At 38.3% G+C, this 22,294-nt stretch carries 23 protein-coding genes and 1 riboswitch; of the genes, 14 read left to right on the top strand and 9 right to left on the bottom strand.

The window, feature by feature from the left end; all coding sequences use genetic code 11:
• Window positions 1–13 precede the first annotated feature (13 nt).
• From hxlA to AC1VNJ_RS05885, 6 genes are all read left to right on the top strand, one after another.
• Window positions 14–649: a 3-hexulose-6-phosphate synthase gene (gene hxlA / locus AC1VNJ_RS05910; RefSeq protein WP_049165308.1), complete on the top strand. Its 636-nt coding sequence runs from the start codon at window positions 14–16 to the stop codon at window positions 647–649.
• Complete coding sequence (gene hxlB, locus AC1VNJ_RS05905) at window positions 649–1,197, top strand: 6-phospho-3-hexuloisomerase (RefSeq protein ID WP_033579433.1); 549 nt, start codon at window positions 649–651, stop codon at window positions 1,195–1,197. The genes hxlA and hxlB overlap by 1 nt, the downstream gene beginning before the upstream one ends.
• Before the next feature lie 336 nt (window positions 1,198–1,533).
• Window positions 1,534–2,505, top strand: a complete 972-nt coding sequence (locus AC1VNJ_RS05900; RefSeq protein WP_482640450.1) for a DHH family phosphoesterase — start codon at window positions 1,534–1,536, stop codon at window positions 2,503–2,505.
• A gap of 21 nt (window positions 2,506–2,526) precedes the next feature.
• Window positions 2,527–3,276, top strand: coding sequence for an SDR family oxidoreductase (locus AC1VNJ_RS05895; protein ID WP_033579431.1), 750 nt, complete (start codon window positions 2,527–2,529; stop codon window positions 3,274–3,276).
• A 270-nt stretch (window positions 3,277–3,546) separates the two neighbouring features.
• The gene (locus AC1VNJ_RS05890) at window positions 3,547–4,194 is read left to right on the top strand and encodes a nitroreductase family protein (RefSeq protein ID WP_033579430.1); all 648 of its coding nucleotides are present in this window, start codon (window positions 3,547–3,549) and stop codon (window positions 4,192–4,194) included.
• 426 nt (window positions 4,195–4,620) lie between these two features.
• Window positions 4,621–6,192: an APC family permease gene (locus AC1VNJ_RS05885; protein ID WP_028412838.1), complete on the top strand. Its 1,572-nt coding sequence runs from the start codon at window positions 4,621–4,623 to the stop codon at window positions 6,190–6,192.
• Window positions 6,193–6,250: 58 nt separating this feature from the next.
• On the opposite strand, the gene AC1VNJ_RS05880 is transcribed toward AC1VNJ_RS05885, so the two are convergent.
• A complete protein-coding gene (locus AC1VNJ_RS05880; protein WP_033579429.1) occupies window positions 6,251–6,814 on the bottom strand; it encodes a YdcF family protein in 564 nt (187 codons plus the stop codon).
• 147 nt (window positions 6,815–6,961) lie between these two features.
• Window positions 6,962–7,141: riboswitch (cobalamin riboswitch) on the top strand.
• 92 nt (window positions 7,142–7,233) lie between these two features.
• Between AC1VNJ_RS05880 and AC1VNJ_RS05875 the strand changes: the two genes are divergently transcribed.
• The 3 genes from AC1VNJ_RS05875 (at window position 7,234) to AC1VNJ_RS05865 (ending at window position 11,305) form a co-directional block, all read left to right on the top strand.
• Window positions 7,234–8,760: a cobyric acid synthase gene (locus tag AC1VNJ_RS05875; protein WP_034266776.1), complete on the top strand. Its 1,527-nt coding sequence runs from the start codon at window positions 7,234–7,236 to the stop codon at window positions 8,758–8,760.
• Window positions 8,761–8,966: 206 nt separating this feature from the next.
• Complete coding sequence (locus tag AC1VNJ_RS05870) at window positions 8,967–10,025, top strand: FecCD family ABC transporter permease (RefSeq protein WP_028412841.1); 1,059 nt, start codon at window positions 8,967–8,969, stop codon at window positions 10,023–10,025.
• Window positions 10,022–11,305, top strand: a complete 1,284-nt coding sequence (locus AC1VNJ_RS05865) for an ABC transporter ATP-binding protein (protein WP_033579427.1) — start codon at window positions 10,022–10,024, stop codon at window positions 11,303–11,305. Before AC1VNJ_RS05870 ends, AC1VNJ_RS05865 begins: the two co-directional genes overlap by 4 nt.
• A 17-nt stretch (window positions 11,306–11,322) precedes the next feature.
• Here the strand turns inward: AC1VNJ_RS05865 and AC1VNJ_RS05860 are convergent, their stop codons facing one another.
• The 7 genes from AC1VNJ_RS05860 to AC1VNJ_RS05830 form a co-directional block, all read right to left on the bottom strand.
• Window positions 11,323–12,141, bottom strand: coding sequence for a hypothetical protein (locus tag AC1VNJ_RS05860; RefSeq protein ID WP_028412843.1), 819 nt, complete (start codon window positions 12,139–12,141; stop codon window positions 11,323–11,325).
• Window positions 12,142–12,185: 44 nt separating this feature from the next.
• On the bottom strand, window positions 12,186–12,611 hold the full coding sequence (locus AC1VNJ_RS05855) for an Hsp20/alpha crystallin family protein (RefSeq protein ID WP_028412844.1): 426 nt from the start codon (window positions 12,609–12,611) through the stop codon (window positions 12,186–12,188).
• A gap of 89 nt (window positions 12,612–12,700) precedes the next feature.
• Window positions 12,701–13,204, bottom strand: a complete 504-nt coding sequence (locus AC1VNJ_RS05850) for an Hsp20/alpha crystallin family protein (RefSeq protein WP_028412845.1) — start codon at window positions 13,202–13,204, stop codon at window positions 12,701–12,703.
• 51 nt (window positions 13,205–13,255) lie between these two features.
• Window positions 13,256–13,498: a spore germination protein gene (locus tag AC1VNJ_RS05845; protein WP_013057626.1), complete on the bottom strand. Its 243-nt coding sequence runs from the start codon at window positions 13,496–13,498 to the stop codon at window positions 13,256–13,258.
• A 107-nt stretch (window positions 13,499–13,605) separates the two neighbouring features.
• A complete protein-coding gene (locus tag AC1VNJ_RS05840; RefSeq protein ID WP_013057625.1) occupies window positions 13,606–13,848 on the bottom strand; it encodes a spore germination protein in 243 nt (80 codons plus the stop codon).
• 143 nt (window positions 13,849–13,991) lie between these two features.
• Entirely contained in the window at window positions 13,992–14,771 is a 780-nt protein-coding gene (locus AC1VNJ_RS05835; RefSeq protein WP_028412846.1) for an STAS domain-containing protein, read from the bottom strand.
• A gap of 182 nt (window positions 14,772–14,953) precedes the next feature.
• Window positions 14,954–16,159 carry a TcaA 3rd/4th domain-containing protein gene (locus tag AC1VNJ_RS05830; protein ID WP_430052422.1) on the bottom strand — a complete coding sequence of 402 codons (1,206 nt, stop codon included), beginning with the start codon at window positions 16,157–16,159 and terminating at the stop codon, window positions 14,954–14,956.
• A 198-nt stretch (window positions 16,160–16,357) separates the two neighbouring features.
• Here AC1VNJ_RS05830 and AC1VNJ_RS05825 point away from each other — a divergent pair, with 198 nt between their 5' ends.
• From AC1VNJ_RS05825 to AC1VNJ_RS05815, 3 genes are all read left to right on the top strand, one after another.
• On the top strand, window positions 16,358–17,503 hold the full coding sequence (locus tag AC1VNJ_RS05825) for an acyl-CoA dehydrogenase family protein (RefSeq protein ID WP_430052424.1): 1,146 nt from the start codon (window positions 16,358–16,360) through the stop codon (window positions 17,501–17,503).
• Between the two features lie 90 nt (window positions 17,504–17,593).
• Window positions 17,594–18,148 (top strand): GrpB family protein, encoded by a 555-nt coding sequence (locus tag AC1VNJ_RS05820; protein WP_482640449.1) that lies wholly within the window; start codon window positions 17,594–17,596, stop codon window positions 18,146–18,148.
• Between the two features lie 15 nt (window positions 18,149–18,163).
• Entirely contained in the window at window positions 18,164–19,096 is a 933-nt protein-coding gene (locus AC1VNJ_RS05815) for an alpha/beta hydrolase (RefSeq protein WP_033579421.1), read from the top strand.
• A gap of 155 nt (window positions 19,097–19,251) precedes the next feature.
• Here AC1VNJ_RS05815 and AC1VNJ_RS05810 read toward each other — a convergent pair whose 3' ends face one another.
• A complete protein-coding gene (locus AC1VNJ_RS05810; protein ID WP_080754441.1) occupies window positions 19,252–19,404 on the bottom strand; it encodes a YflJ family protein in 153 nt (50 codons plus the stop codon).
• Window positions 19,405–19,553: 149 nt separating this feature from the next.
• Between AC1VNJ_RS05810 and AC1VNJ_RS05805 the strand changes: the two genes are divergently transcribed.
• Together AC1VNJ_RS05805 and AC1VNJ_RS05800 are read left to right on the top strand one after the other, a co-directional pair.
• Window positions 19,554–20,417 (top strand): alpha/beta fold hydrolase, encoded by an 864-nt coding sequence (locus tag AC1VNJ_RS05805; protein WP_033579420.1) that lies wholly within the window; start codon window positions 19,554–19,556, stop codon window positions 20,415–20,417.
• A 434-nt stretch (window positions 20,418–20,851) separates the two neighbouring features.
• Entirely contained in the window at window positions 20,852–22,195 is a 1,344-nt protein-coding gene (locus AC1VNJ_RS05800) for a hypothetical protein (protein WP_033579419.1), read from the top strand.
• Window positions 22,196–22,294: the final 99 nt, after the last annotated feature.

The following is a 22,294-nucleotide window of genomic DNA, read 5'->3' as shown; positions in this document are numbered from 1 at the left end:
GAGGAGAAGAAAGATGAAGATACAATTAGCATTAGATCGCGTCACAATTGAAGAAGCTATTATCCTTGCCAAGCTGGCAGAACCCTATGTTGATTGGATTGAAGTAGGTACATCTCTTATAAAAGAGTATGGAATTGAAAGCATTTATAAAATCAAACAGGCATTTCCGCACAAGACGATTGTAGCAGATATCAAAACGATTGATAACGCAGAGTATGAGTTTACCATGTGCTATCAGGCAGGAGCAGATATAGCAACAGTAATGGGCGTATCACCTTTACCCACGATAGAGACGTGTGCAAATGTCAGCGAAAAATGGAATAAAAAAATGATGGTTGATTTATTAAACACGTCAAGCGGCTCGCAAAAGCAAGTAAGTATTTATAGAAACGCTATTTTCTGCCATCATATCAGCAAAGATGAGCAAGAAAAAGAAGGAAAATCGCTGAGTCAAATAAATTTGCGGCAGTATTTTCATTCAGATGCGCAAATAGCAGTAGCAGGAGGAATTAATCCAGCCTCAGCAGCGTCATTACTTCAAATGAAGGCGGACGTCGCGATTATTGGATCAGCGATTACAAAAAGTGCAGATGTGGCAAAGGCATCTGCTGAATTTCAAGACTTATTTATGAGCAGGGGGAACGTATAATGACAAAAACACAAACGATTTTACATGAAATTACGACCGTAATGAATCACATAAAAGAACCGCAAATAGAAGAAGTAGCGTTTTCACTTTACCAAGCAAAACGAATTTTTGTTATAGGCGAAGGTCGCTCCGGGTTAATGGGCAAATCATTTGCGATGAGACTGATGCATTTAGGTGCAACAGTATACGTTGTAGGAGAGACTATTACTCCTTCGATTGCAGCGGGTGACGTATTGGTGGCTGTATCTGGTTCAGGAAAAACACAGCAAGTGGTGAGCGTAGCTAAAAAAGCCAAAGAAGTAGGATGTTCAGTTATCGGCATTTCAGCTAGTACAGAATCACCATTAACTGCTCATACTGATGAGCTGCTGCACATTCCCGCTGCAACCAAATACCGAAGCGAAAATGAAGCCGCTTCTATTCAGCCGCTTGGTTCATTGTTTGATCAATGTGCTCATGTTGTGTTTGATACGATTTGCTTAGAATACGGGAATTTGAACCAAACGGATCATGAACAGGCGTTTAAGCAGCACAGCAATTTAGAGTAAGTGGAAATAGGCTGAAACAAAAGTAGGTTGGTTAAAAGAAAATCCGAACGATGAGTCAAGATTCTTGATGGAGAATCACATTCGTTCGGATTTTTTTATTGGTATTGGTGAGCGTAGGTTTCATGTGTGTAGTTGCTTCTAGCTGTTGATTGGATCGATGTAGTTATGTCTCACTCTCTTTTGATACAGGTAAGTCTAAACGTTTACTTCACTTTTGTTTATTGCGAAGATATTCCTTCTCTTCAAAGTAAATAACAGCATTTTTATGTTGAAATTGCTATAATATACAAGCCGGTACATATACTAAGGCGACTGAAAATAAAGGAGTTTTGATTGATGACAAAAATAAAATTAATTTCACATAACGATTTAGACGGGGTAAGTCCAGCACTGTTGGGTCGGTTAGCGTTTGGCGACGACAACTTTGATTACAGCACGGTAAGCATTGGCCGCATCAATGACACAGTGACGCATTTTATTGAAGAAGAAAACGATGGAGACACAGCTTTATACATAACGGATATTAGCGTAAACGATGAAGTAGCGGAAAAATTAAATGAACTGGTAAAAAAAGGCCGGAAAATCACTCTTATTGACCATCATATCTCTGCTCTTCCACTAGCTGAGAAATACGATTGGGTTCATGTTATTGCAGAAGACGAAAACGGTAAAAAGACAGCAGCTACATCTCTTTTCTACGACTACTTAGTGCGCAACAACATGCTTCAAAAAACGGAGTTGCTTGATGAATATGTAGAACTTGTGCGCTTATTTGATACGTGGGACTGGTTTCATGAAAATAATGTGAAAGCAAAGCGCCTCAATCACCTATATTATCTAATCCCGCATGAAGAATTTAAAGAGACCATTCTAGAAACGCTTCGTGAATCGTACCATACTGAAAATCAAGAATTTACGTTTACGGACAAACACGAAATTTTACTAGAAGCAGAAGAAAAAAAGATTGAAAAATATATTTACGACAAGCAAAAACAAATCATAAAAGAAAGTGTTGAAATTGCTAAAACAGCGTACAACGTAGGCATTGTATTTGCAGATACATATCAGTCTGAGCTAGGAAATGCACTGTGTCTAGAAAACGAAGATATCGACTTTTCCGTTATGGTGGACATGGGACGCCAAAAGATTGGCTTCCGTGCAGTAAAAGACGAAATCAACTTAGCCGAAATTGTTGGGCACCTTGGAGGAGGAGGTCACCCAAAAGCTTCTGGATGCAAGTTAACGGCTGAAACGTTTGCTCTTTTCGTCACGGATCACTTGTTTAAAGACGAAGAAAAAAGTGAATAAAGCGTATAAGGAGGAGATGCTATGTCATTTAAAGATTTAGTTGTTGTTGTTACGGGAGCTGCGAATGGAATAGGAAAAGATGTATCACGCGCATACGCAAAACAAGGAGCAAAAGTGGTATTGGCAGATGTGGACGAAACCGAAGGCGAGCGTCACGCAGAAGCTATTCAAAGACAAGGCGGAGAAGCCATTTTTGTAAAAACAGACGTCCGAAAAGAAAGCGACATTTTACATCTCGTTGAAAAAACGGTCAGTACGTATGGAACGATACATATTTTGATTAATAATGCAGGCGTTTCCCGCTGGAAATCACCGTATGAGCTAACCGTTGATGAATGGGATGACATTATCAATACGAACCTGCGCAGCGTGTTTCTATGTTCTCGCGAAGCAGCTAAAGTGATGAGGAAAAACGAAAGCGGAGGCTCCATTGTAAACTTAGCTTCTACAAGAGCTTCAATGTCTGAACCAGATACAGAAGCCTATGCTGCTACAAAAGGAGGAATCGTTGCTTTAACTCATGCACTTGCCGTTTCGCTTGGTGATGACAACATCACGGTAAATGCTATTTCTCCAGGATGGATTGAGACATCTGACTACGATGGCCTTCGTGAAATCGATCATACGCAGCACCCGTCTAATCGGGTAGGAACGCCAGCGGATATCTCAAGAGCGTGTATGTACTTAACAAACGTCGAAAATGATTTTGTAACAGGAGCTAACCTCGTAGTAGACGGGGGAATGACGCGAAAGATGATTTATGAACATTAAGCATCTACGAAAAAAGACTGCCGTATTTAGCAGTCTTTTTTCATATAATCAAGAAAAGAAAAAGATAATAATTTTCGCTTGACAGAACAAAATAATCATTGTAAAGTAAGTTACATAAAGTAATTAAATTTCAATTAATATTTTTTTGGTTTAATATCTCGAATTAGAGATATAAGAATTCATTATATCTTGTTTATCTCCTTTTATCAGGGGGAAGGGTATAAACATGCAATTTAAGCTTAAAAAAACAAACAATTAGGAGTGTGGAAAATGGGTTTTTTAGATAAATTATTTGATAAATCAAGTGATCAACAACAGGTTGGAAAAGATTTTTATGAAGCAATTAAAAACCGACGTTCTATTTATGCAATTGATAAAAATGTAAAAATGTCAGAAGAAAAAATTGAAGAAATTATTAACTTTGCGGTGAAACATACTCCTTCAGCATTTAATTCCCAAAGCGCACGCGTAGTCGTTTTATTTGGCGAACAGCATGATAAAGTGTGGAATATTACGAGAGAAACGCTTCGTAAAATTGTTCCAGCTGAAAATTTTTCAGATACGGATCAAAAAATGAACTTATTCGGAAGCGGCTATGGAACAGTTCTTTTCTTTGAAGATCAAGAAGTAGTTGAAGGGCTGCAAAAGCAGTTCGCATCTTACAGCGAAAATTTCCCGGTTTGGTCTAACCAATCATCAGGCATGCTGCAGCATGTGATCTGGACAGCTCTTGAGCTCGAAGGCCTAGGAGCAACTTTACAGCATTACAATCCATTGATTGACGATGAAGTAAAAGCAGCTTGGAATATTCCAAGTTCATGGAAGCTGATTGCTCAAATGCCATTTGGTAATCCCGTGTCACCAGCGGGAGAAAAAGAATTTCAACCACTAAGTGAACGTGTAAAAGTATTTAAATAAGCAAAAAAAAGAGGCACGGGCAACATTATTTTAATTAAAGCAAAATCCGAACGATGAATCGTTCGGATTTTTTTATTGGTATGGCAAGCCTAGGTGTTGCGTATGTAGCTGCTTCTAGCGGTTGATTTTGTTATATCTCAGACCTTTTTTTACGGTAAATAGTTTGAATATTCTTTTATGTTTAACCTAAGAAAAATGCGGTTAAATAGGAGGAGTAGTCCTCAAATCTTCTGTGGAATTTATGCGCTATACATAAGCAATTCAACGATGTTTTACAAAAAAATAAAGTTTTTAACTTGGTTTTTTAGAGAATATTTGTTAACATATCCACTTGTGAGGTCTTAGTAAGAGGAGGATGATGTAAAGAATCCCATATCGGACGCAAGGGCGTAGATATGTGGAGTGGAAATTTTAAAGGAGGATATTATGTCTGATCAAGGAAATCAAGGAAAGTTTAAAAAATCAATATCGTTACTTGACCTAACGTTAATTGGGATGGGAGCTATTTTCGGTTCCGCCTGGTTATTTGCGGTTAGTAACGTAGCGTCAAAGGCTGGTCCAGCCGGAAGTTTTTCGTGGCTGATTGGCGGAGTCATTATTTTACTTATCGGTTTAGTGTATGCTGAACTTGGAGCAGCGCTGCCGCGTACCGGTGGAATTATCCGTTATCCGGTTTACTCACATGGTCATTTAGTGGGTTACTTAATTTCATTCATTACCATTATTGCTTATACAAGTTTGATTGCCATCGAGGTAACGGCTGTACGTCAGTATGTTGCGTTTTGGCTTCCTGGTCTAACTAAACATGGTTCTGAATCGCCTACTACAATCGGCTGGTTATTTCAGTTCGCGTTATTAACGCTATTTTTTATCATTAACTACGTAAGTGTAAAAGCATTTGCTAAGTCAAATGTTATTATATCTGTGTTCAAATATGCGGTTCCTCTTACAATTATCGTCGTGTTAGCTTATCACTTTAAATCAGCTAACTTTACAACTGGCGATTTTACTCCGTTTGGTTTTAATGGTATTCAAGCAGCCATTTCAACAGGTGGCGTTATGTTTGCTTACCTAGGACTTCACCCTATTGTTTCTGTAGCCAGTGAAGTTAAAAACCCGCAGCGTAATATTCCAATCGCGCTCATTATCTGTATTGTACTTTCAGCGATTATTTACACAGCACTGCAAGTATTGTTCATTGGTAACATTCCGGCTGATATGCTATCAGGAGGATGGGGAACAATTCAAGAGCAATTCTCTTTACCATTTAAAGATATTGCACTTATTTTAGGCCTTGGCTGGTTAGTAACGCTTGTTATTTTTGATGCTATTTTATCACCAGGCGGTAACGGGAACATCTTCATGAATACAACTTCTCGTTTAGTTTATGCTTGGTCTCGTAATGGAACACTATTTAAACGTTTCTCAAAAGTAGATAAGAAAACAGGAATTCCACGTGCGTCACTATGGCTATCGTTTGGAATGTCCGTATTCTGGACACTGCCATTTCCTTCTTGGGAAGCGCTAGTAAACGTATGTTCAGTAGCACTTATTCTGTCTTATGCGATTGCGCCAATTTCAGCTGCTGCATTCAGAGTAAATGCAAAAGACCTTAAAAAGCCTTTCAAATTAAAAGGCATGAGCGTTATTGCTCCTGTGTCATTTATCTTCTGTTCATACATCGTATATTGGTCAGGATGGACGACAATTTCTTGGCTTCTAGGATCACAGCTTCTAATGGTTGTTATCTACGTAGCATTTAAGAAATACGTACCAACTGACGTTGTAAAATTTGCACAGCAGCTTAAATCTGCTTGGTGGCTAGTTGCTTATTATATTATTATGCTTGTTATCTCTTACCTAGGCTCATTTGGTGGAGGACAAGGTGTGCTAAGCAACCCGCTTGACTTAATTTTAATTGCTCTTGTTTCAATCGGTATTTTCTACTGGGCGAAATACACGGGTTTACCAAAAGCAGTTATCGATACGGATGATTAATAAAAAACACGGCATGAATTCATGCCGTGTTTTTCGTTTGTATAGGGGTGTACTCTATTTATTTATCAAACAGCCACGTTTTTAAGATAGCAGCATACTCACGAAAGTAGGCTTGAAGTTTAATTGAATTTGGTGTCTTTGCACCTAAAGGATAAACGTCAAAACCTTGACGCTTGGCAATAATAGAGGCGCGAAATAAATGAAAATCACTGCTAACAAGCACGACTTTTTTGTGTTGAATATCAACTTTCTTTTTAGTGAAAGTGAAATTCTCAAAAGTAGAAGTTGACTGATCCTCTTTTATCATTCGATTCTTTTTAATTCCTTCTTTTCGTAGAAAACGATAGGCTGCTTCTGCTTCAGAAATTTCTTCATCGGATCCTTTTCCACCCGTTACGATAACTTTTGTTTGTTTATGAGTCTTTAAATAAGATAAAGCCGTTTTTGCTCGTTCTTTTAAACTAGGAGACATTTGATCTCCGTCTACTTTCGAACCTAAAATGAGCACATAATCTGCTTTTTGCGGAACAGGCTGATGAGCGGTTTGATACATACAAAAAGACATGATTGCTATGTAAAGAACAAGCAAACTAATAAAGATATAAATGATTTTTTTCTTCAACTACGAGCACCTTCCTAGCTATTTCATAAGATGTTTGGAAAATAATTGTTATTATAGCATACGAGACCCAAATAAGTATAAACACAGTAATATATAATAATAGAAGAAAATCGTTATTGTGAATGGTTATAAAATTCGTTACAATAAAGAATAAATGATTTTAAAAGTGCCTCTAAGGAGGATAATAGGGAAATCGGTGTAAATCCGGTGCAGCCCCCGCTACTGTAAATGTGGATGAACCTGCAAAGACCCACTAGTCAAACTAGGAAGGATGCAGAAGTAAAATGAAGCATAAGCCAGGAGACCTGCTTTTAAAAACCCCTTATTTTTCGGTGGGAGAAATAAGTCAAGACAATGTGTTAATGAGCGCATGACCAAACCTTGACTTTTACAGTTAAGGTTTTTTTATGTGATAGGGAGTGGAAAAAGTGAAAAAAGGAAAACCTCTTATGATTCAAGGAACGCACTCAGACGCTGGAAAAAGCATGATTGCTACAGCGTTTTGCCGTATTTTTAAAGAAGACGGCTATCAAACTGCACCGTTTAAATCGCAAAATATGGCGCTTAATTCATACATTACAATGGATGGAAAAGAAATTGGAAGAGCGCAAGGAATTCAAGCTGAAGCGGCTGGAGTAGAAGCAACAACCAATATGAATCCTATTTTAATTAAACCAACTCGTGATCATGAATCTCAAATTGTCGTTCATGGAAAGCCGCTTCGTAATATGTTTGCTTTTCAGTATCGGCAAGAATTTTTTAATGAAGGTTTGAACGTTATCACGGAGTCTTATAAAGAGCTTGCCAATCATTATGATCGAATTGTGATTGAAGGTGCTGGAAGTCCTGCTGAAGTGAATTTGAACGATCGGGAACTGGTAAATATGCGCGTAGCAAAGATAGCCCAAGCCCCTGTTGTGTTAGTAGGAGACATTGATAAAGGAGGGGTTTTTGCGAGTCTGGTGGGTACTCTTCAATTGCTTCCAGATGAACATAAACCTAGAGTAATTGGAGTGTTAATCAATAAATTCCGAGGAGACTTAGAGCTTTTAAAACCGGGGTTGAAGTGGTTTGAAGAATACACGGGAGTTCCGGTACTAGGAGTCATTCCTTATATGCACGACGTGGAAATTGACGCTGAAGATTCGCTATCACTCAGAAATTACTCAACGCTTGTAAATCCGTTAAAAGAAATCGATATTGCGGTTATCTCGTATCCTCGCATCTCAAATTTTACAGACATTGATCCTCTAAGCTTAGAAGAAGACTGTCATGTGAGACTTGTAACCAAGCCATCACAACTAGGTACGCCTGATTTAATTGTTTTACCAGGAAGCAAAAATACGATTGAAGATGCGCAATTTTTACAAGAAAGCGGCCTGGCTCTAGCCATTAATCAAGTCTTGAACGCAACGAACGCTCACGTTATTGGCATCTGCGGGGGATATCAAATGTTAGGAGAGACAATTACGGACCCCGATGCAGTAGAGTCCCGGATTGAATCTATTAAAGGGCTGGGTTTGCTTCCAGTGGAAACCGTTATGACAACCAGCAAAAAAACAGAAAGAGTTTCTGGATATGTTCAGTTAGAAAGTGAGAAGGTTTCGATTGAAGGCTATGAAATTCATATGGGAAAGACGGTTTCTAAAAGCATGACGAAAGCCTTTGCGGTGGTAGATGATCAAAAAGAAGGAACGGTTAAAGACAACATCATTGGCACGTATGTTCATGATGTGTTTCATAACGATGCTTTGCGCAGAGCTTTGCTTAATCAAATTCGTAAACATAAAAAATTGCCGCCTATTACGGATACATTCAACAGTCGCCTGCAAAAAGAGGAGTCTTTTTCAAAAGCAGCAGCATATGTGAGAGAAGCTATAGATATGGAAAAGCTGTATCATTTAATAGACAACTATAAAAGCCCGGAGCAAACACAAAAAGTGTAGCTTGTAGAGGTTTTCGCTTGTTTTTTCACCGAGAACTTTAGTACGCTATTCTACGTTGCCTAGTTCAACAGTCTAGCACTCGTAACAAATAAAAGATGATTTGTTTCCAATACTATGTAGGATGGAAACATGGTTTATGGACAGGAAAATGAATGGTTAATGTAATGTAAAACATCACGCCTCGTTTCCTAGAGGAGCTGAAAGTATTGATTTTTAAACGTATTTTTTTAAACAAAGCATCTATTTTATACATAGTCAGTTTATTTATTGTATGTACTTCGGTGATTATGGGAGTATTTATTGGTACAGTTTCGTTAACCGTAGGAGATACAATCAAAATTATTATTGGCCACCTTACCGGACTATCCTTATATCACGGTCCGGAAAACATGGATTTAATCATTTGGCAAATTCGTTTTCCAAGAGTACTGGTGGCATTTTTAGTAGGAGCTTCGCTTTCAATAGCAGGGGCTGCCTTTCAAGGGCTATTAAGAAACTCTCTTGCGGATCCTTACACGATCGGAGTTTCCTCAGGTGCAACCCTTGGCTCTGTCATGGCAATTTATTTTCACTGGAGTATTTTTGGTTTGTCTATCTTCACGCTGCCTGTAGTCGGCATCGTATCTGGTTTTATTACTCTTCTTTTAGTTTTTGGTATTACGAAACTCGCAAGCGGCAATTTGGCCAATGAAACCATCATCTTAGCGGGGATTATTTTATCATCCTTTATGAGCGCGCTTATTTCATTAATTGTAGCTCTTTCTCCTGAAGAAGATGTAAGGCAGGTTTTATATTGGCTAATGGGAAGCGTATCAATGAGAGGATGGTCGCATATTCAAATTTTAGGGCCGTTCTTTTTAGTCGGTACGATTATGCTGCTGTTACATGTGAAAGAGCTGAACGGCTTAGCATTTGGCGATCAATCCGCTCAATTTATGGGGATAGACGTAAAGAAGAAAAAAAGAATGATTTTAATAGGTGCATCCGTATTAACCGGGGCTGCGGTATCAGTATCTGGGGCAATTGGATTTGTTGGCTTAGTTATTCCCCACGTAGTGCGTCTCGTAGCGGGAGCTAATCATAAGCATGTACTGCCGCTTTCTATTTTAATCGGAGGAAGTTATTTGGTTTTAGCCGATTTATTAGCAAGAACGATATTAGAACCTCGTGAACTGCCGATTGGAGTCGTAACCGCCTTAATTGGTTCGCCAATTTTTACGCTGCTGCTTGTAAAAGAACGTATGCGGAAAAGAGGAATATCATGATTGAACTATATAATGTGACGGGAGGATACGATAAACAGAAACCGACCGTTCGTGACATCACGTTCACCGTAGACAAAGGTTCTTTTGTTGCTTTACTAGGACCAAATGGAAGCGGAAAAACAACGCTTATTCGCTTAATTATGAATGTATTAACCACTCAATCAGGAGAAGTGAAGGTAGAAGGGAAGTCAGTGAAGGCTTATTCACCAAAACAACTGGCGCAAAAAGTTGCAGTCATGACGCAAGAAAATCAAATTGGATTAGAATTTACGGTTCAAGAAATTGTTTCACTGGGACGTTATCCTTATCAGGCAAAAGGTTTGTTTAGCACTGTATCAGCACAGGATGAAGAAGTGGTAGAAAGCGTGATGAAATTAACAAACGTCTGGCACTATCGAAATCATACCTTTCAATCGCTGAGCGGTGGAGAAAAACAGCGGGTGTTACTTGCTAAAGCACTGGCGCAAGAACCTGACTACTTACTTCTTGATGAACCAACGAATCACTTAGATGTAAAACATACGATGGAACTGCTTCAGCTGTTAAAAACGTTACAGCAGGAAATGAGCTTGACGGTTCTGGCCATTTTGCATGATCTCAACATTGCCTCGCTGTTTGCAGATAATGCCGTATTATTGAAAGATGGAAGAGTAGAAGAAACGGGGATGGATGCCATTTTTCAGGATGCAGCTACGTTAAAAAGAGTATATGGCGTTGATTTGCATGTATTTCACCATCCCGCTGTGAACAAGCGGCAAATTGCTTTTGTGCCGCCGTATCAATATCCAGAGACGGACTTCCATGAGTTGTATCAGTTGCAAAAGGAACCGGGCAAGCTATGTTTATCCTTTGCTCGTCCTTTGAGAACTCTTTCACTGGGTTCCAATGAAACAGGTCTAGACTGGTGTCAAGAAATTGTTCAACAGCAAAGCAGTTCTAACACGGCGTGGAAATCTGCGTCTTTATCTAGTCATGAAGTTCGCTTAAAAGACGATAAAGGTTACTCGTGGCTGACTGTACTGACACATGGACAAAAAGAGAATGAAATGAATATTGTTCTACTAACAAATACACCGCTTTCGGACGCGAACCTACTTCATGCTGCGATGAAGGTAATTGAATACCGGGCTTTCTTAGGAAAAACAGGCCGTATTGTTGTAGCATCATCTCATCATAAAGAAGAAAATCAAGAAGAAATTTCAGCGTTCTTAATGGAACGCCTACAGAAAGAATTACAACTATTTATGGAAACAAAAATGACCGACAATTGCTTTAAATAAGCAGTAGCGGTCATTTTTTATTCTTCGGAGTGATCAGGCTTTTCTGTTTCACCTCCTGAACTCATCGTTGTCTCAGTTGTATGTTCATCAATCTTTTTTTCTTTTAGCTTAACAGAGAATAAGTCTTTGACTTCTTCATCCACTTGATCAGAGTCAGCGCTGTAAGTTGTACCAATGTTTAAGTGGCCGGTCAAATCTTTAATTCCTAGCTGGCCAAAATTATTACTAAGGTCAATTTTGTCTAACAATACTTTTTCCACCATAATTTTTTCAACAACAATGGACTGCTTTGGCTGAGTTACTTCATCAATCTTTTTGTCAAGAGTTTTCACCATCTCATATAAAGCTGTATTGGACGATTCTTCCTTTAACGCAGAGAGCTGATTTTGAATGTCTTCGAAATTAGGAGCTGACTGCATAGCCGAAAGTAAATGAGCTGTTTGCTCGTGCAGTTGAGACAATGATTGAATAAGATGAGCTGATTCATGTAATTGCTGATGAAGCTCTTCTATTTTAGGAATCGCGTCGGTTAAACGCGTCACTTGATCAATAATTCCCTGCAGGTTCAGCGCTGAATCTGACGAATGAACAGGTTTTGTGAATTCAACTTCATCAGATGTCTTAGGCTCCGTTTGGCTCGGCAACTTCTTTGGCTGCTGAGGGGGTTTCTTTAGATTAGACTGTTTTTTAGTTTTCATCTTTTCGGGTAATTCTTTCCGCTTTTGATTAGAGCTTTGGTCTATGGGACTTACTTTTTTTTTGGTTGGAAGGGAAGACGGATTTATTTTGCGGACTGTTTCAATTTTAGGCGATTGTTTAAACCACTTAGAAAACATGAAATTCCCTGCCTTTCATGCTACGTATAGTTCTGCACAATAAATTACAAATCAAATTTCACGTGCAATAGACCATCTTTAAATGATGCGTGACACGGCGCTTCCCCTACAGCAGGTGGAAGGATGATTGATCGTTGAAACGTTCCTTCACGTCTTTCTTTGTGAAGAACATTTGCATCCTTCATCGTTAAAAGAGATGAACCGGATATGTGTAAAGTATTTTCATGCATGGTCAATTCGACGTCTGTTCGTTTAGCACCGGGTATTTCAATCACAACTAACAGTTGATTTGCCCATTCGTATACATCAATTAAAGGATAATCTCGATACTCATTTACAATTTGAGGAGAAGCATCTGCTTCCGTATCATTCTTTTCTTCAGGATCATCGTCAAAAATCTTTTCCCAAAATTTTGTATGGTTTTCTTCTTGTAACGTTTCTGCCCACTTTTTAAACTTTCCATGATTCATATTTGTCACCTTCTTTAAAAAAATAAAACAAGGCCTTTTGCCGCTTTCTATTTTATATGTATGCATGAAAACAGAAAAAAACGTCCACTTTAATCTAAATCGTGGACGTCTATTTGAGACATAGGAATATTAACATGTTTAGGCATCCGGATTTCCAACACCCCGGAACGATATACGGCGCGTGTACCTTTTTTGCGAACCGAACAAGGAAGCTGAATTTCTTCTTTGAAGGATTCTTCTCCATCTATTCCTTCAATCGTACACACGTATGGAGTATGATAGACTTTAATGCTTGATACAATATCGCGGTTAGGAATTTTTAACTGAACAATGCATTCGTCTAATGTATTAATGACGTTTGAATCAAATCTTCTTAGCTGTTGTCCATGACCTTCATTTCCCACATCCTGCTGTTCTTTCATCATGTCTTGGGCCTGCTTAAAGAATTCATTTCCTTGCATAAAATCCGGAAAAGAATGGGACATCGTAGAAGAAATCATTTGCTGAATATATTTATTCATGTCTTTAGATGCCATTCCTTTTGGGATATTTTCCATCATTCCTTTAAACGGAGACTTTCCAAATGGAAACATATTTACACACCTCCTTGTAATGTGCCAAGTAAAACGACAAAATCGTTAAATCTAAATTTGATTTCCAATTGGAGCTGAAGGGTTTGCAATTTGATCTTGATCGCTTACGTCAGGATCTAACACGCCCGTATTCATTTGAGAGCAAGTAGGAGAGAAGTTACCTAAAGAGAAATTTGCGCCGTTAAACTTTGAGTTCGCCGTGTGACTGTTTTGAATGGTGGAACCGAAATCAATATTTGCGTTTTGTGTGACACCGTTTGTTACGATATTAAAAACGTTAATTTGAAGAGGCATAAAGAGACTCCTTACTGTTTTTATTCATTCTACTCCAACGGCCTATTGCGTTCAGAGAGAATGTATTCACCGTTTGTCGTCATGCTGTTGACAAGCATTGCCCTATATCACTGCTGATAACCATTGACATGATCAACGTTTGCAATATCTGTTTGGTCATTTGTATCAGGATCGATATAAATGTTTCGCATTTTCGAGGAAGCAGGTGAGACATCGCCATAAGAAGAGTTCGTACCAGTGGATTTTGAATGAGCCGTGTGACTGTTATGGAGTGCTTCGCCAATGTTGACAGAACCGTTGCTTGAGATACTGTTGATCTTTAAATTATAAATGTTAATAACACTTGGCATAGGCTCTCACCCTTTTCTATGGTTGATTAATGTATCCTATGATGATAAGTGCCTAAACGTTCACAATTCCTCATAACTAAAATCGCCTTTTCCGATTGAAGGAAAAAGCGATTGAGAGAGGATTACTTAATGATATGATGGGCTTATGAAATGGGTGCAATACGACAATTCTTTTTTTCTAAAATGTAAGAGATGCTTTGTTGGACAGTGGAAAATGTTCGCCAATTAAACTGAGAATCTACAAGCGACAGAGCCATTTTTGAAGAAAGACCAACAATAAGGCAAGTGGTACCAATCAAACGCAAAGCATCGTGGAGCGTGTTAATATAATAACCGTGTTCTTCATCTAATGAATGAAGGGAAGATAAATCAATAAGCAAATAGCGCGCCTGTTCTTTTACAACTGCCTCCAATACCGTTTCAGTTAGCTTCTTTCCACGTTCTATATCCATCTTACCGGTAATGGGCACAGCTAAAACCTCGTCCCATATCTTTAATAAAGGAGTGGACAAATCCTCAATTAACCGTTCTTTTTCAAGCTCTGCTTCGGCTTGATCTGTAAAGTCTAATAGCATAAGCAAGTAGCCATAACGCTCGCCGTCTTTTGTATCAATGGGGTGAATCACAGCTTCTGCTACGTATTGACTGCCAATCGTTATACGCGTTCTGTAGGTTGTATGAAGAGAGGTGAGTAAATTTTCCGCTTCTTCAGAATTGGAATGAAAGAAGTCCATATGCTTTCCAATTAACTCTTCGATATGAGATAACTGGTAGATTGGGAGTACTGGCTGAAGTGTTTCAATTGCTCTTGCATTCATCCACTGCACACGATAGTCTTGATCTGCAATGATCATGGTTTCTTGAATATTTTCTAAAATCAAATGTCCATTAAGCTTTTGTGGAAGTCGTCCAATTCCATTCATTCTCCATCTCTCCTTATGCGTGTAGTAAGTTTATGTACATCTACTTTATATTTTACAGTGAAAAGAATGAAGAAGGCTATAAAAAATTTATTAACGTATGTAGGGATCATGGTATGTAAAAAAACGTAGGAGTAAGCACTCGCTTCAATCAAAAAACTCCCCTGGGTAAAGGGGAGTTCACTTTATTCATATGATTTAATAAAATCAACGTTATATTTTTCAACGCTTGATAAGTAGGAGTCTCTAAATGATGAATCAGGCGTATACCATGACTTTTCATAAAAATAGGCTTGAAGATCTTTCGATTTAAATACATACCCATGCCGCGCATAGATTTCATTTCGAGCTAGCCTTCGTTCACTCGAGCTCAAACTGCTAATATCACCATAACTTAATTTGTAAGAATCCGAACCCGGAAGAATATAAGAGCTTGAAGTAGCATAAGAGCGCGGCCCAGGCACGATTACTTCTCGTTCTTTTATGACGGTTTTTTCCTTTTCAAGGGGCGGCGTTTGTATATTTAATATAATACTTTCTTCACTTTGAATGGTGTAAGGACTGCTTTTGAACGTGGTGCCGCCTTTTTGCACTTCTGCATGAACAGTGACGCTTCCATCCGTGGCAACAGGCCCTATTTGTGATGAGCTATTCACCTGAAGCCCCGTGCTTTTTCCGTTTACGAATAAAATAGCGTTATCTCTATTCGATGAGATTGTAACGTAAGCTCCTTTAAATACAACAGATATATTTTCTTCTTTTTGACGGTGAAAGTTTACAGTGGTTTGGTCTGTAAGCTTTCCGTAAGAGCTTTCATAAGAAGCTGTAAGCGGGTAATTTCCAATCATAAAAGGCCCTATTTTTTGCGTTTGATTTTTGGATATGGATTGTTTTGTATCATTGACTGTAACCGTTGCATCCTCTGGCGTGGTGAGGGAGATATAATATGATGACGGCACAACCACGTACTGTTTTTTGAAGAGTGGTGAATGTTTCTGTTCTTTTATTGTAAAGTAGATACTCGATTTATTTTTCAAATCATTTTCAACGTCTCGTAAAATAGAACCATCGGAAGTTGCATCCAACAGAGCTTGAATAGATGTGTCATTAATAACTATAGTAGACTGCGAAGAGTCTAATAACTCTCTTAACACAGCTGTATCTTTCGATTCCAATGCCTCAATAAAGCGGTCAGCCGTTTTTTCTTCTGAACCAGAGAAAAAGAAATAAAATACAAAAGTTAAAAGAAGTATAAGCACAATACCCCCGCCAATATACCAGCTCTTTTTATGCTTAGCTGCAGCTGGCGACACGGTGAAAGAAAAGCCGCAGTTATTGCAAAATAATTGATCTGTGCTTGCACTGGCACCGCATTTTGGACATTGATTCATTCACACCATTCCCTTCTTTTTATTCCATTAAATGTATGGAACGTGTAGGTAAAACAGACCATTAAATTGGAAAAAGAATAGATTTAACGAGAAAGATAAACACACCAAACATGCACAGAAAAGATGAGGTATGCTATGATAAGAACTATATATTAATCCGATAGGGACACTCTGTCATATAAAAAGGAGATGAAGCAAATGAGTGTTTCATTTGTAAATAAAAATCAAAAGTCTACGTACGAAAAACTGCTACCTCTAGTCGAAAAATTTAAGAAACGAGCTTTTAAAATAGATGAAGAAGGTACGTTTCCGTTTGAAAATATTCAAGAGTTAAAAGAAGCTGGCTATACACGTCTTTCTCTAGAAAGCAACTATGGAGGAGATGAATTACGCCTTTATGATTTTTTATTATTTCAAGAATTAATTGCTCAAGGGGACGCTTCTACGGCTCTTAGTATTGGATGGCATATGGGGATTACAATGGACTTGCGTGAAAAACAGCCTTGGAGTCAGCAAATGCTCGATTTTATTTTTAAAGAAATAGAAAAAGGTGCACTTATTAATACCGCTGCTACTGAACCGAAGACAGGAAGTCCTACTCGAGGAGGCAAACCGGAAACGCTAGCTGTAAAAACAAAAAAAGGCTGGCGAATCAATGGCCGAAAAACATTCACCACGATGTCTCCAGTGTTAAATTACTTCTTAGTAAAAGCAAGCATTGAAGGTGAAGAAGAGATCGGCTTATTTTTAATTCCTCGTGAAACAACCGGACTTTCAATAGAAGAAACATGGGATATGATTGCAATGCGCGGGACAGGAAGTCACGATCTTGTGCTAGAAAATGTCGATATTGAACAAGACTTTCTTGTTGAACGCCTAGGTGGCTTTAAAAAGAATGAGCCAAGCGGCTGGTTGCTTCATATACCAGCTTGCTACATGGGTACAGCCATCGCAGCAAGAGATTATGCTGTCGCATTTGCTACAGAATATTCGCCTAATAGTATTGAAGGAACGATTAGCGAGTTGCCAAATGTGCAGCGTTTAGTCGGAGAGATGGAACTTGAACTCATGCAGGCGCGTCACTTTATGTACAGCGTGGCAAATAAATGGGATGAAACAAGCGACCGAGCAGCATTAGCGGGAGAATTAGCAGCTGTCAAACACGTAGTGACCAATAGTGCCTGTACGGTTGTTGACAAAGCCATGCGCATAGTAGGAGCGCGTAGCTTGCAGCGCAGTAATCCGCTGCAGCGCTATTATAGAGACGTGCGTGCTGGGCTCCACAACCCTCCAATGGATGATATGACGGTTGTTAATTTAGCGAAGCAGGCGTTTGTTAGATAAAACTTAATAACATGTTAAATGATGAAAAACTGCTTATTATAGGCTATTCTATAGTAAGCAGTTTTTTCGTTACAAAAGGAGGAATTGAAGATGAAGTCCGTAAGAGAAATTCAGCTGACACCTCATAATATCGCGTGGGAAAAGGAATTTTCAAAAGAAGCTGCCACCTTAACAACTATAATGTCAGCTCAAGTTTTAGAGGTTCATCATATCGGAAGCACTGCTGTTCCCGGCTTAAGCGCAAAACCCATTATTGATTTACTTATTGAAGTGAAAGATATAAAAAAAGTAGATACATATAATCAAAAGATGGAACAGCTTGGATATGAAGCAAAAGGTGAAAACGGCATAAAAGGAAGACGATACTTCCAAAAAGGTGGAAATGAAAGAACCCACCACGTTCATATTTATGAAAAAGGCCACCCAGAAATTAATCGGCATATATGGTTTCGAGATTATCTGCGTACTCACCCTGATGCAGCAAAAGAATACGAAACGTTGAAAACAGAACTAGCGCATCGCTATCGCTTTGAACCGGAAAAATATGTGGAAAATAAAACGAATTTTATTCATAAAATAGATGGGCTAGCTTTAAAATGGAGAAAGGAAAGCAGCAATAAGAATAGGAAAGATGATCTTAGATAAAAAGGAGGAACGAGCTTGACTCCAGTTCTAAATCGACAGACAAATACAGGTAAAAAGAAAAAAACAATATGGATCAGCCTGATATCCTTTGTTATTCTTTGTTTTGTACTTTGTACGGCCATTTCTCTTTATGTAGGCATAAGCCTGACAAAACTAGATAAAAATCCTGCTGTGAAAAATCCTAGTGATTACGGCATGCACTATAGCAATCAAGTATTTTTGAGCAAAGACGGAATAACCCATTTAAAAGGATGGATGATTGAACCAACGGAACAGCCAAAAGCGACCATTATTATGTCACATGGATACGGAAATAACCGTGAAGCACAAGGAGCGGGCTTTCTGCCGCTGAGTAAAGAATTTGTAAAAGCGGGATATCGAGTAGTCATGTTTGACTTTAGAGATTCAGGAGACTCAGAAGGAAATCAAACGACGATTGGTGTAAAAGAACAGCTCGATTTATTAGGCGTTATTCAGAAAATGAAAGAAACAAAAAAAGAGCCAATTGTGCTCTACGGCATTTCAATGGGAGCAGCCACTTCTTTATTAGCAGCCTCTCAAGATGACGACGTAAAAGCAGTGGTAGCCGATAGTCCTTTTAGTGATTTAACCTCTTATTTAAAAGAAAATCTATCTGTATGGTCTCATTTACCAAATTTTCCATTTACACCGCTAACCATTGCTATTCTTCCTGTTATTGCAGATGTAAATCCTGTTGAAGCTAGTCCTATTAAAGCAGTCGAGCATATTTACCCTCGACCAATTTTATTTATACACAGCACAGGAGATACAAAAATCCCTTACACTGAAAGTGAAAAAATGGCTAAAACACACCCGGATGCTTTTTCCTTCTGGAAAACTGATAAAGCAGAACACGTTCAAAATTATCATGTATACAAAAAAGAATATGTAAAGCGGGTATTATCTTTTATTGAGCAATCCCTGTAAAAAAAGTGGATGGGACAAAAATATGTTAGACGAAATGTAAAACGAACCATTGATCAAAACTTTTGATTAGTGGTTCGTTTTTTTGTTAAGACAAACGTAGATTTCATTTGTGTAAATCTTTAGATGGGATTCATTTCGTTATGTCTCAACCTCTTTTAGCCGTCGATTTTACCTTGTTCTATAAGCTCAGCATATAAATTACGAAGAATATAGGTTTTATAACTTTCTAGCTTTCTTCCATCAATTTTAGAGATATTGGCCGCTTTTAACTGCTGAACAAACCAGCCCTTTGAATAGATATGAGCCATTGTTAATCACTCCTTCAAAAAAATCCACTCTAAATAATTAACTATATTCATAAAAAGAACTAAAAAGAAGTGAACGAAGCAAATGAATTGACGTTCATTTTTTACAGCGTTATACTGCTCTACAGCTACATAAAAGGAGGAAATGAACAATGAGCAAACAGTATATAAACGTAAATGGCGTTAATTTGCACTACATAAGCAAGGGACAAGGAGAGCTTATGCTATTTCTTCATGGGTTTCCTGACTTTTCGCATATTTGGCGACACCAGATAGATGAATTTTCTAATGATTTTCACACAGTTGCTCTGGACTTAAGAGGATATAACTTATCTGAAAAGCCAAGCGGACTAAAATCATACGAGATTGATGTATTAGTAGAAGATATTCGCCAAGTGATTGAAGGCCTAGGATATAGCTCCTGCACGCTAGTTGTACACGACTGGGGAGCAGGAATCGGATGGACATTCGCTTATCGCTACCCGGAATATGTACAAAAATTAATTGCTTTTAACGGTCCGCACCCTTATACATTTATGCGTGAGCTTAGAACAAATAAAAATCAGCAAAAAGCAAGTGAGTATATGAAATGGTTTCAAAAACAAGAAGCACAGGACTATATGGAACGAGACAACTTCTCAGGTTTGCGTAAGCTTGTGATCGACCCAGGTGTAAAAAAAGGATACCTAACAGCTGATGATGTTCAAGCATACATGAACTCTTGGGAAAATGGCTCTGTGCTGTCCATGCTAAGTTATTACCGCAATTTAAAGATTTTCACGGAAGAAGACCTTCGAAGAAAATCTTTGTTTCCGTTAGAAGAAGAAGTGTTAAACATCCCGGTACAAATTATTTGGGGAAATCAAGATCCTACTTTTATGCCTGAAAACTTAGATGGTATTGAAGAGTATGTGCCAAACATATCTGTTCACCGATTAGCTGAAGCATCTCATGCCCCTCAGCATGAAAAGCCTCAAGAAGTAAACAACGTGATGTGGAATTTTTTAAATAAGTAAAGAGAAAAAGAAAGGTTTCCTTTAGAAACCTTTCTTTTTCTTTTGAATTTAAAATAATTTTTAAAAAAGTGATCCAACAGAATAAGGTGATCGTTAGGTAAGTAGAAAAGGAAGTACTTCTTGAAAAAAAGCGGTTAAAAACTTTTTCAAAAAAAGTGATCTAGCTGAACAAAGCGTTCGTTAGATAAGTAGAAAGGGAAGGAATTCTTGATGAAAATGACATCTTAAAAAAGTTTTAAAAAAGTGATCCAAGGTCATTCGCCAATCGTTTAGTAGATAGAAAGAGAATACTTCCTAAAAAGAGTCATTAAATACGGGAGAACATGAAGGTGAAATATAAAGAATATTCAAAATGTTCAATCTATTTAATGATTTAAGATGTAGTAAGAATGAAAAAAGTAGCGTACATCAACTAAAAATGAGGAGAGTGGAAAATGATGAAATTAAGCAAAAAGTTAATGATCCCTGTACTAGGAGCTTCACTATTGATGCCCACAATTGCAAACGCAGAGGAAGCACAACCAACGGCAGTAACAAAAGCTGCAGATTTACGAGCGAACTTAGACTACTTATTATCTGAACACTTTACGCTTGCCGTTGCCGCTATGACAACAGCCTATGACGGTTCTAAAGACGCTGACGCTGCGTTTAAAGCATTGGACCAAAATGCCGTTGACATGGAGCCTGCTATTGCGTCTGTCTATGGTGATAAAGGAGCAGCTGAATTTGAAAGAATTTTCAGAGAACATAACAATTACACAGATGATTTTGTAAAAGCAACAAAAGAAAATGACAAAGAAGCCATGGCTGAAGTAGATAAAGAAGTAAATCAATTCGTAAATGAATTTGCTAAGTTCTTAAGTACTGCTACGGAAGGCAAACTACCTGAAGATGCAGCAAAAGAAGCGCTTCGCGTACATGAAGACCAAGTAAAAGAAACATTTGAAGATTATGTAGCAGGTGACTACGAAGCGGCCGCTAAAACATACCGCGAAGGATATCAGCAAATGTTTGCCATTAGTAAAGCGTTATCAAATGCAATCGTAACGCAAATGCCCGATAAATTCGACAATACCAAAGTAGATACACCAGCAGCAGATTTACGTTCTTCATTAAACAGCTTAGCAGCAGAACATTTTGCTTTAGCAACAATGGGAATGGAAAAAGGGTTCAACGGTTCAAAAGATTACGACTATGTTAGCTGGTTAGAAAATGCTAACACAGCAGATTTTAAAGCTGCAATCGGTTCAGTATATGGCGATGAAGGGGCTGCACAATTCGAAAAAATTTGGCAAGGAGATCACATCAATGCCCAAGCTGAACTAGTAAGTGCACAAGTAAAAGGCGATGAAGCAGGAGAAAAAGCTGCTAAAGACAAGCTCCATAAATTCGCGCAAGAATTTGGTACATTCTTAGGAACAGCAACAGATGGAAACCTTCCAACTGCAGACGCACAGGCAGCTATAAAAGCACATGAAGATACGGTTATTAAAACATTTGAGCAATATGCATCCGGCGACTACGCTGGAAGTTATGATACGTACCGTGAAGGGTATAAATTAATGTTTGGTGTCGGCCAAGCTTTAGGTGAAGCGATTGTAAAACAAAATCCCGATAAGTTTGCTGAGACAGCTATGCCAACAGATATGCCGAAAACAGGTATGGGCGGGGCATCTGAATCAACGATGAACCCACTAACAGCGATCTATATTGCACTAGGTTCGTTAGCTGTATTAACAGCTGGAGTTATTTTACGCAAGAAACCAGTAAGTAAATAATATTTTTTCTCCTTTTCCTTATGAATTACAAGTCAAGAGTCCTAAAAAAAGAAGAGAGGTTGTTCTCTCTTCTTTTTTATAAACAGCTGTGAAACGAGG

Source organism: Priestia sp. 3CA3, assembly GCF_056836725.1.
This window is presented reverse-complemented; position numbering and strand designations above follow the sequence as displayed.

Excerpts from the sequence above, each read along its gene's own strand:
- AC1VNJ_RS05900 (WP_482640450.1), top strand. The coding sequence starts at position 1,534 with ATGACAAAAATAAAATTAATTTCACATAACGATTTAGACGGGGTAAGT.
- AC1VNJ_RS05885 (WP_028412838.1), top strand. The coding sequence starts at position 4,621 with ATGTCTGATCAAGGAAATCAAGGAAAGTTTAAAAAATCAATATCGTTA.
- hxlB (WP_033579433.1), top strand. The coding sequence starts at position 649 with ATGACAAAAACACAAACGATTTTACATGAAATTACGACCGTAATGAAT.
- AC1VNJ_RS05860 (WP_028412843.1), bottom strand. The coding sequence starts at position 12,141 with ATGTTTTCTAAGTGGTTTAAACAATCGCCTAAAATTGAAACAGTCCGC.
- AC1VNJ_RS05890 (WP_033579430.1), top strand. The coding sequence starts at position 3,547 with ATGGGTTTTTTAGATAAATTATTTGATAAATCAAGTGATCAACAACAG.
- AC1VNJ_RS05825 (WP_430052424.1), top strand. The coding sequence starts at position 16,358 with ATGAGTGTTTCATTTGTAAATAAAAATCAAAAGTCTACGTACGAAAAA.
- AC1VNJ_RS05865 (WP_033579427.1), top strand. The coding sequence starts at position 10,022 with ATGATTGAACTATATAATGTGACGGGAGGATACGATAAACAGAAACCG.
- AC1VNJ_RS05830 (WP_430052422.1), bottom strand. The coding sequence starts at position 16,159 with ATGAATCAATGTCCAAAATGCGGTGCCAGTGCAAGCACAGATCAATTA.
- AC1VNJ_RS05835 (WP_028412846.1), bottom strand. The coding sequence starts at position 14,771 with ATGAATGGAATTGGACGACTTCCACAAAAGCTTAATGGACATTTGATT.
- AC1VNJ_RS05820 (WP_482640449.1), top strand. The coding sequence starts at position 17,594 with ATGAAGTCCGTAAGAGAAATTCAGCTGACACCTCATAATATCGCGTGG.
- AC1VNJ_RS05840 (WP_013057625.1), bottom strand. The coding sequence starts at position 13,848 with ATGCCAAGTGTTATTAACATTTATAATTTAAAGATCAACAGTATCTCA.
- hxlA (WP_049165308.1), top strand. The coding sequence starts at position 14 with ATGAAGATACAATTAGCATTAGATCGCGTCACAATTGAAGAAGCTATT.
- AC1VNJ_RS05845 (WP_013057626.1), bottom strand. The coding sequence starts at position 13,498 with ATGCCTCTTCAAATTAACGTTTTTAATATCGTAACAAACGGTGTCACA.
- AC1VNJ_RS05855 (WP_028412844.1), bottom strand. The coding sequence starts at position 12,611 with ATGAATCATGGAAAGTTTAAAAAGTGGGCAGAAACGTTACAAGAAGAA.
- AC1VNJ_RS05810 (WP_080754441.1), bottom strand. The coding sequence starts at position 19,404 with ATGGCTCATATCTATTCAAAGGGCTGGTTTGTTCAGCAGTTAAAAGCG.
- AC1VNJ_RS05800 (WP_033579419.1), top strand. The coding sequence starts at position 20,852 with ATGATGAAATTAAGCAAAAAGTTAATGATCCCTGTACTAGGAGCTTCA.
- AC1VNJ_RS05850 (WP_028412845.1), bottom strand. The coding sequence starts at position 13,204 with ATGTTTCCATTTGGAAAGTCTCCGTTTAAAGGAATGATGGAAAATATC.
- AC1VNJ_RS05805 (WP_033579420.1), top strand. The coding sequence starts at position 19,554 with ATGAGCAAACAGTATATAAACGTAAATGGCGTTAATTTGCACTACATA.
- AC1VNJ_RS05895 (WP_033579431.1), top strand. The coding sequence starts at position 2,527 with ATGTCATTTAAAGATTTAGTTGTTGTTGTTACGGGAGCTGCGAATGGA.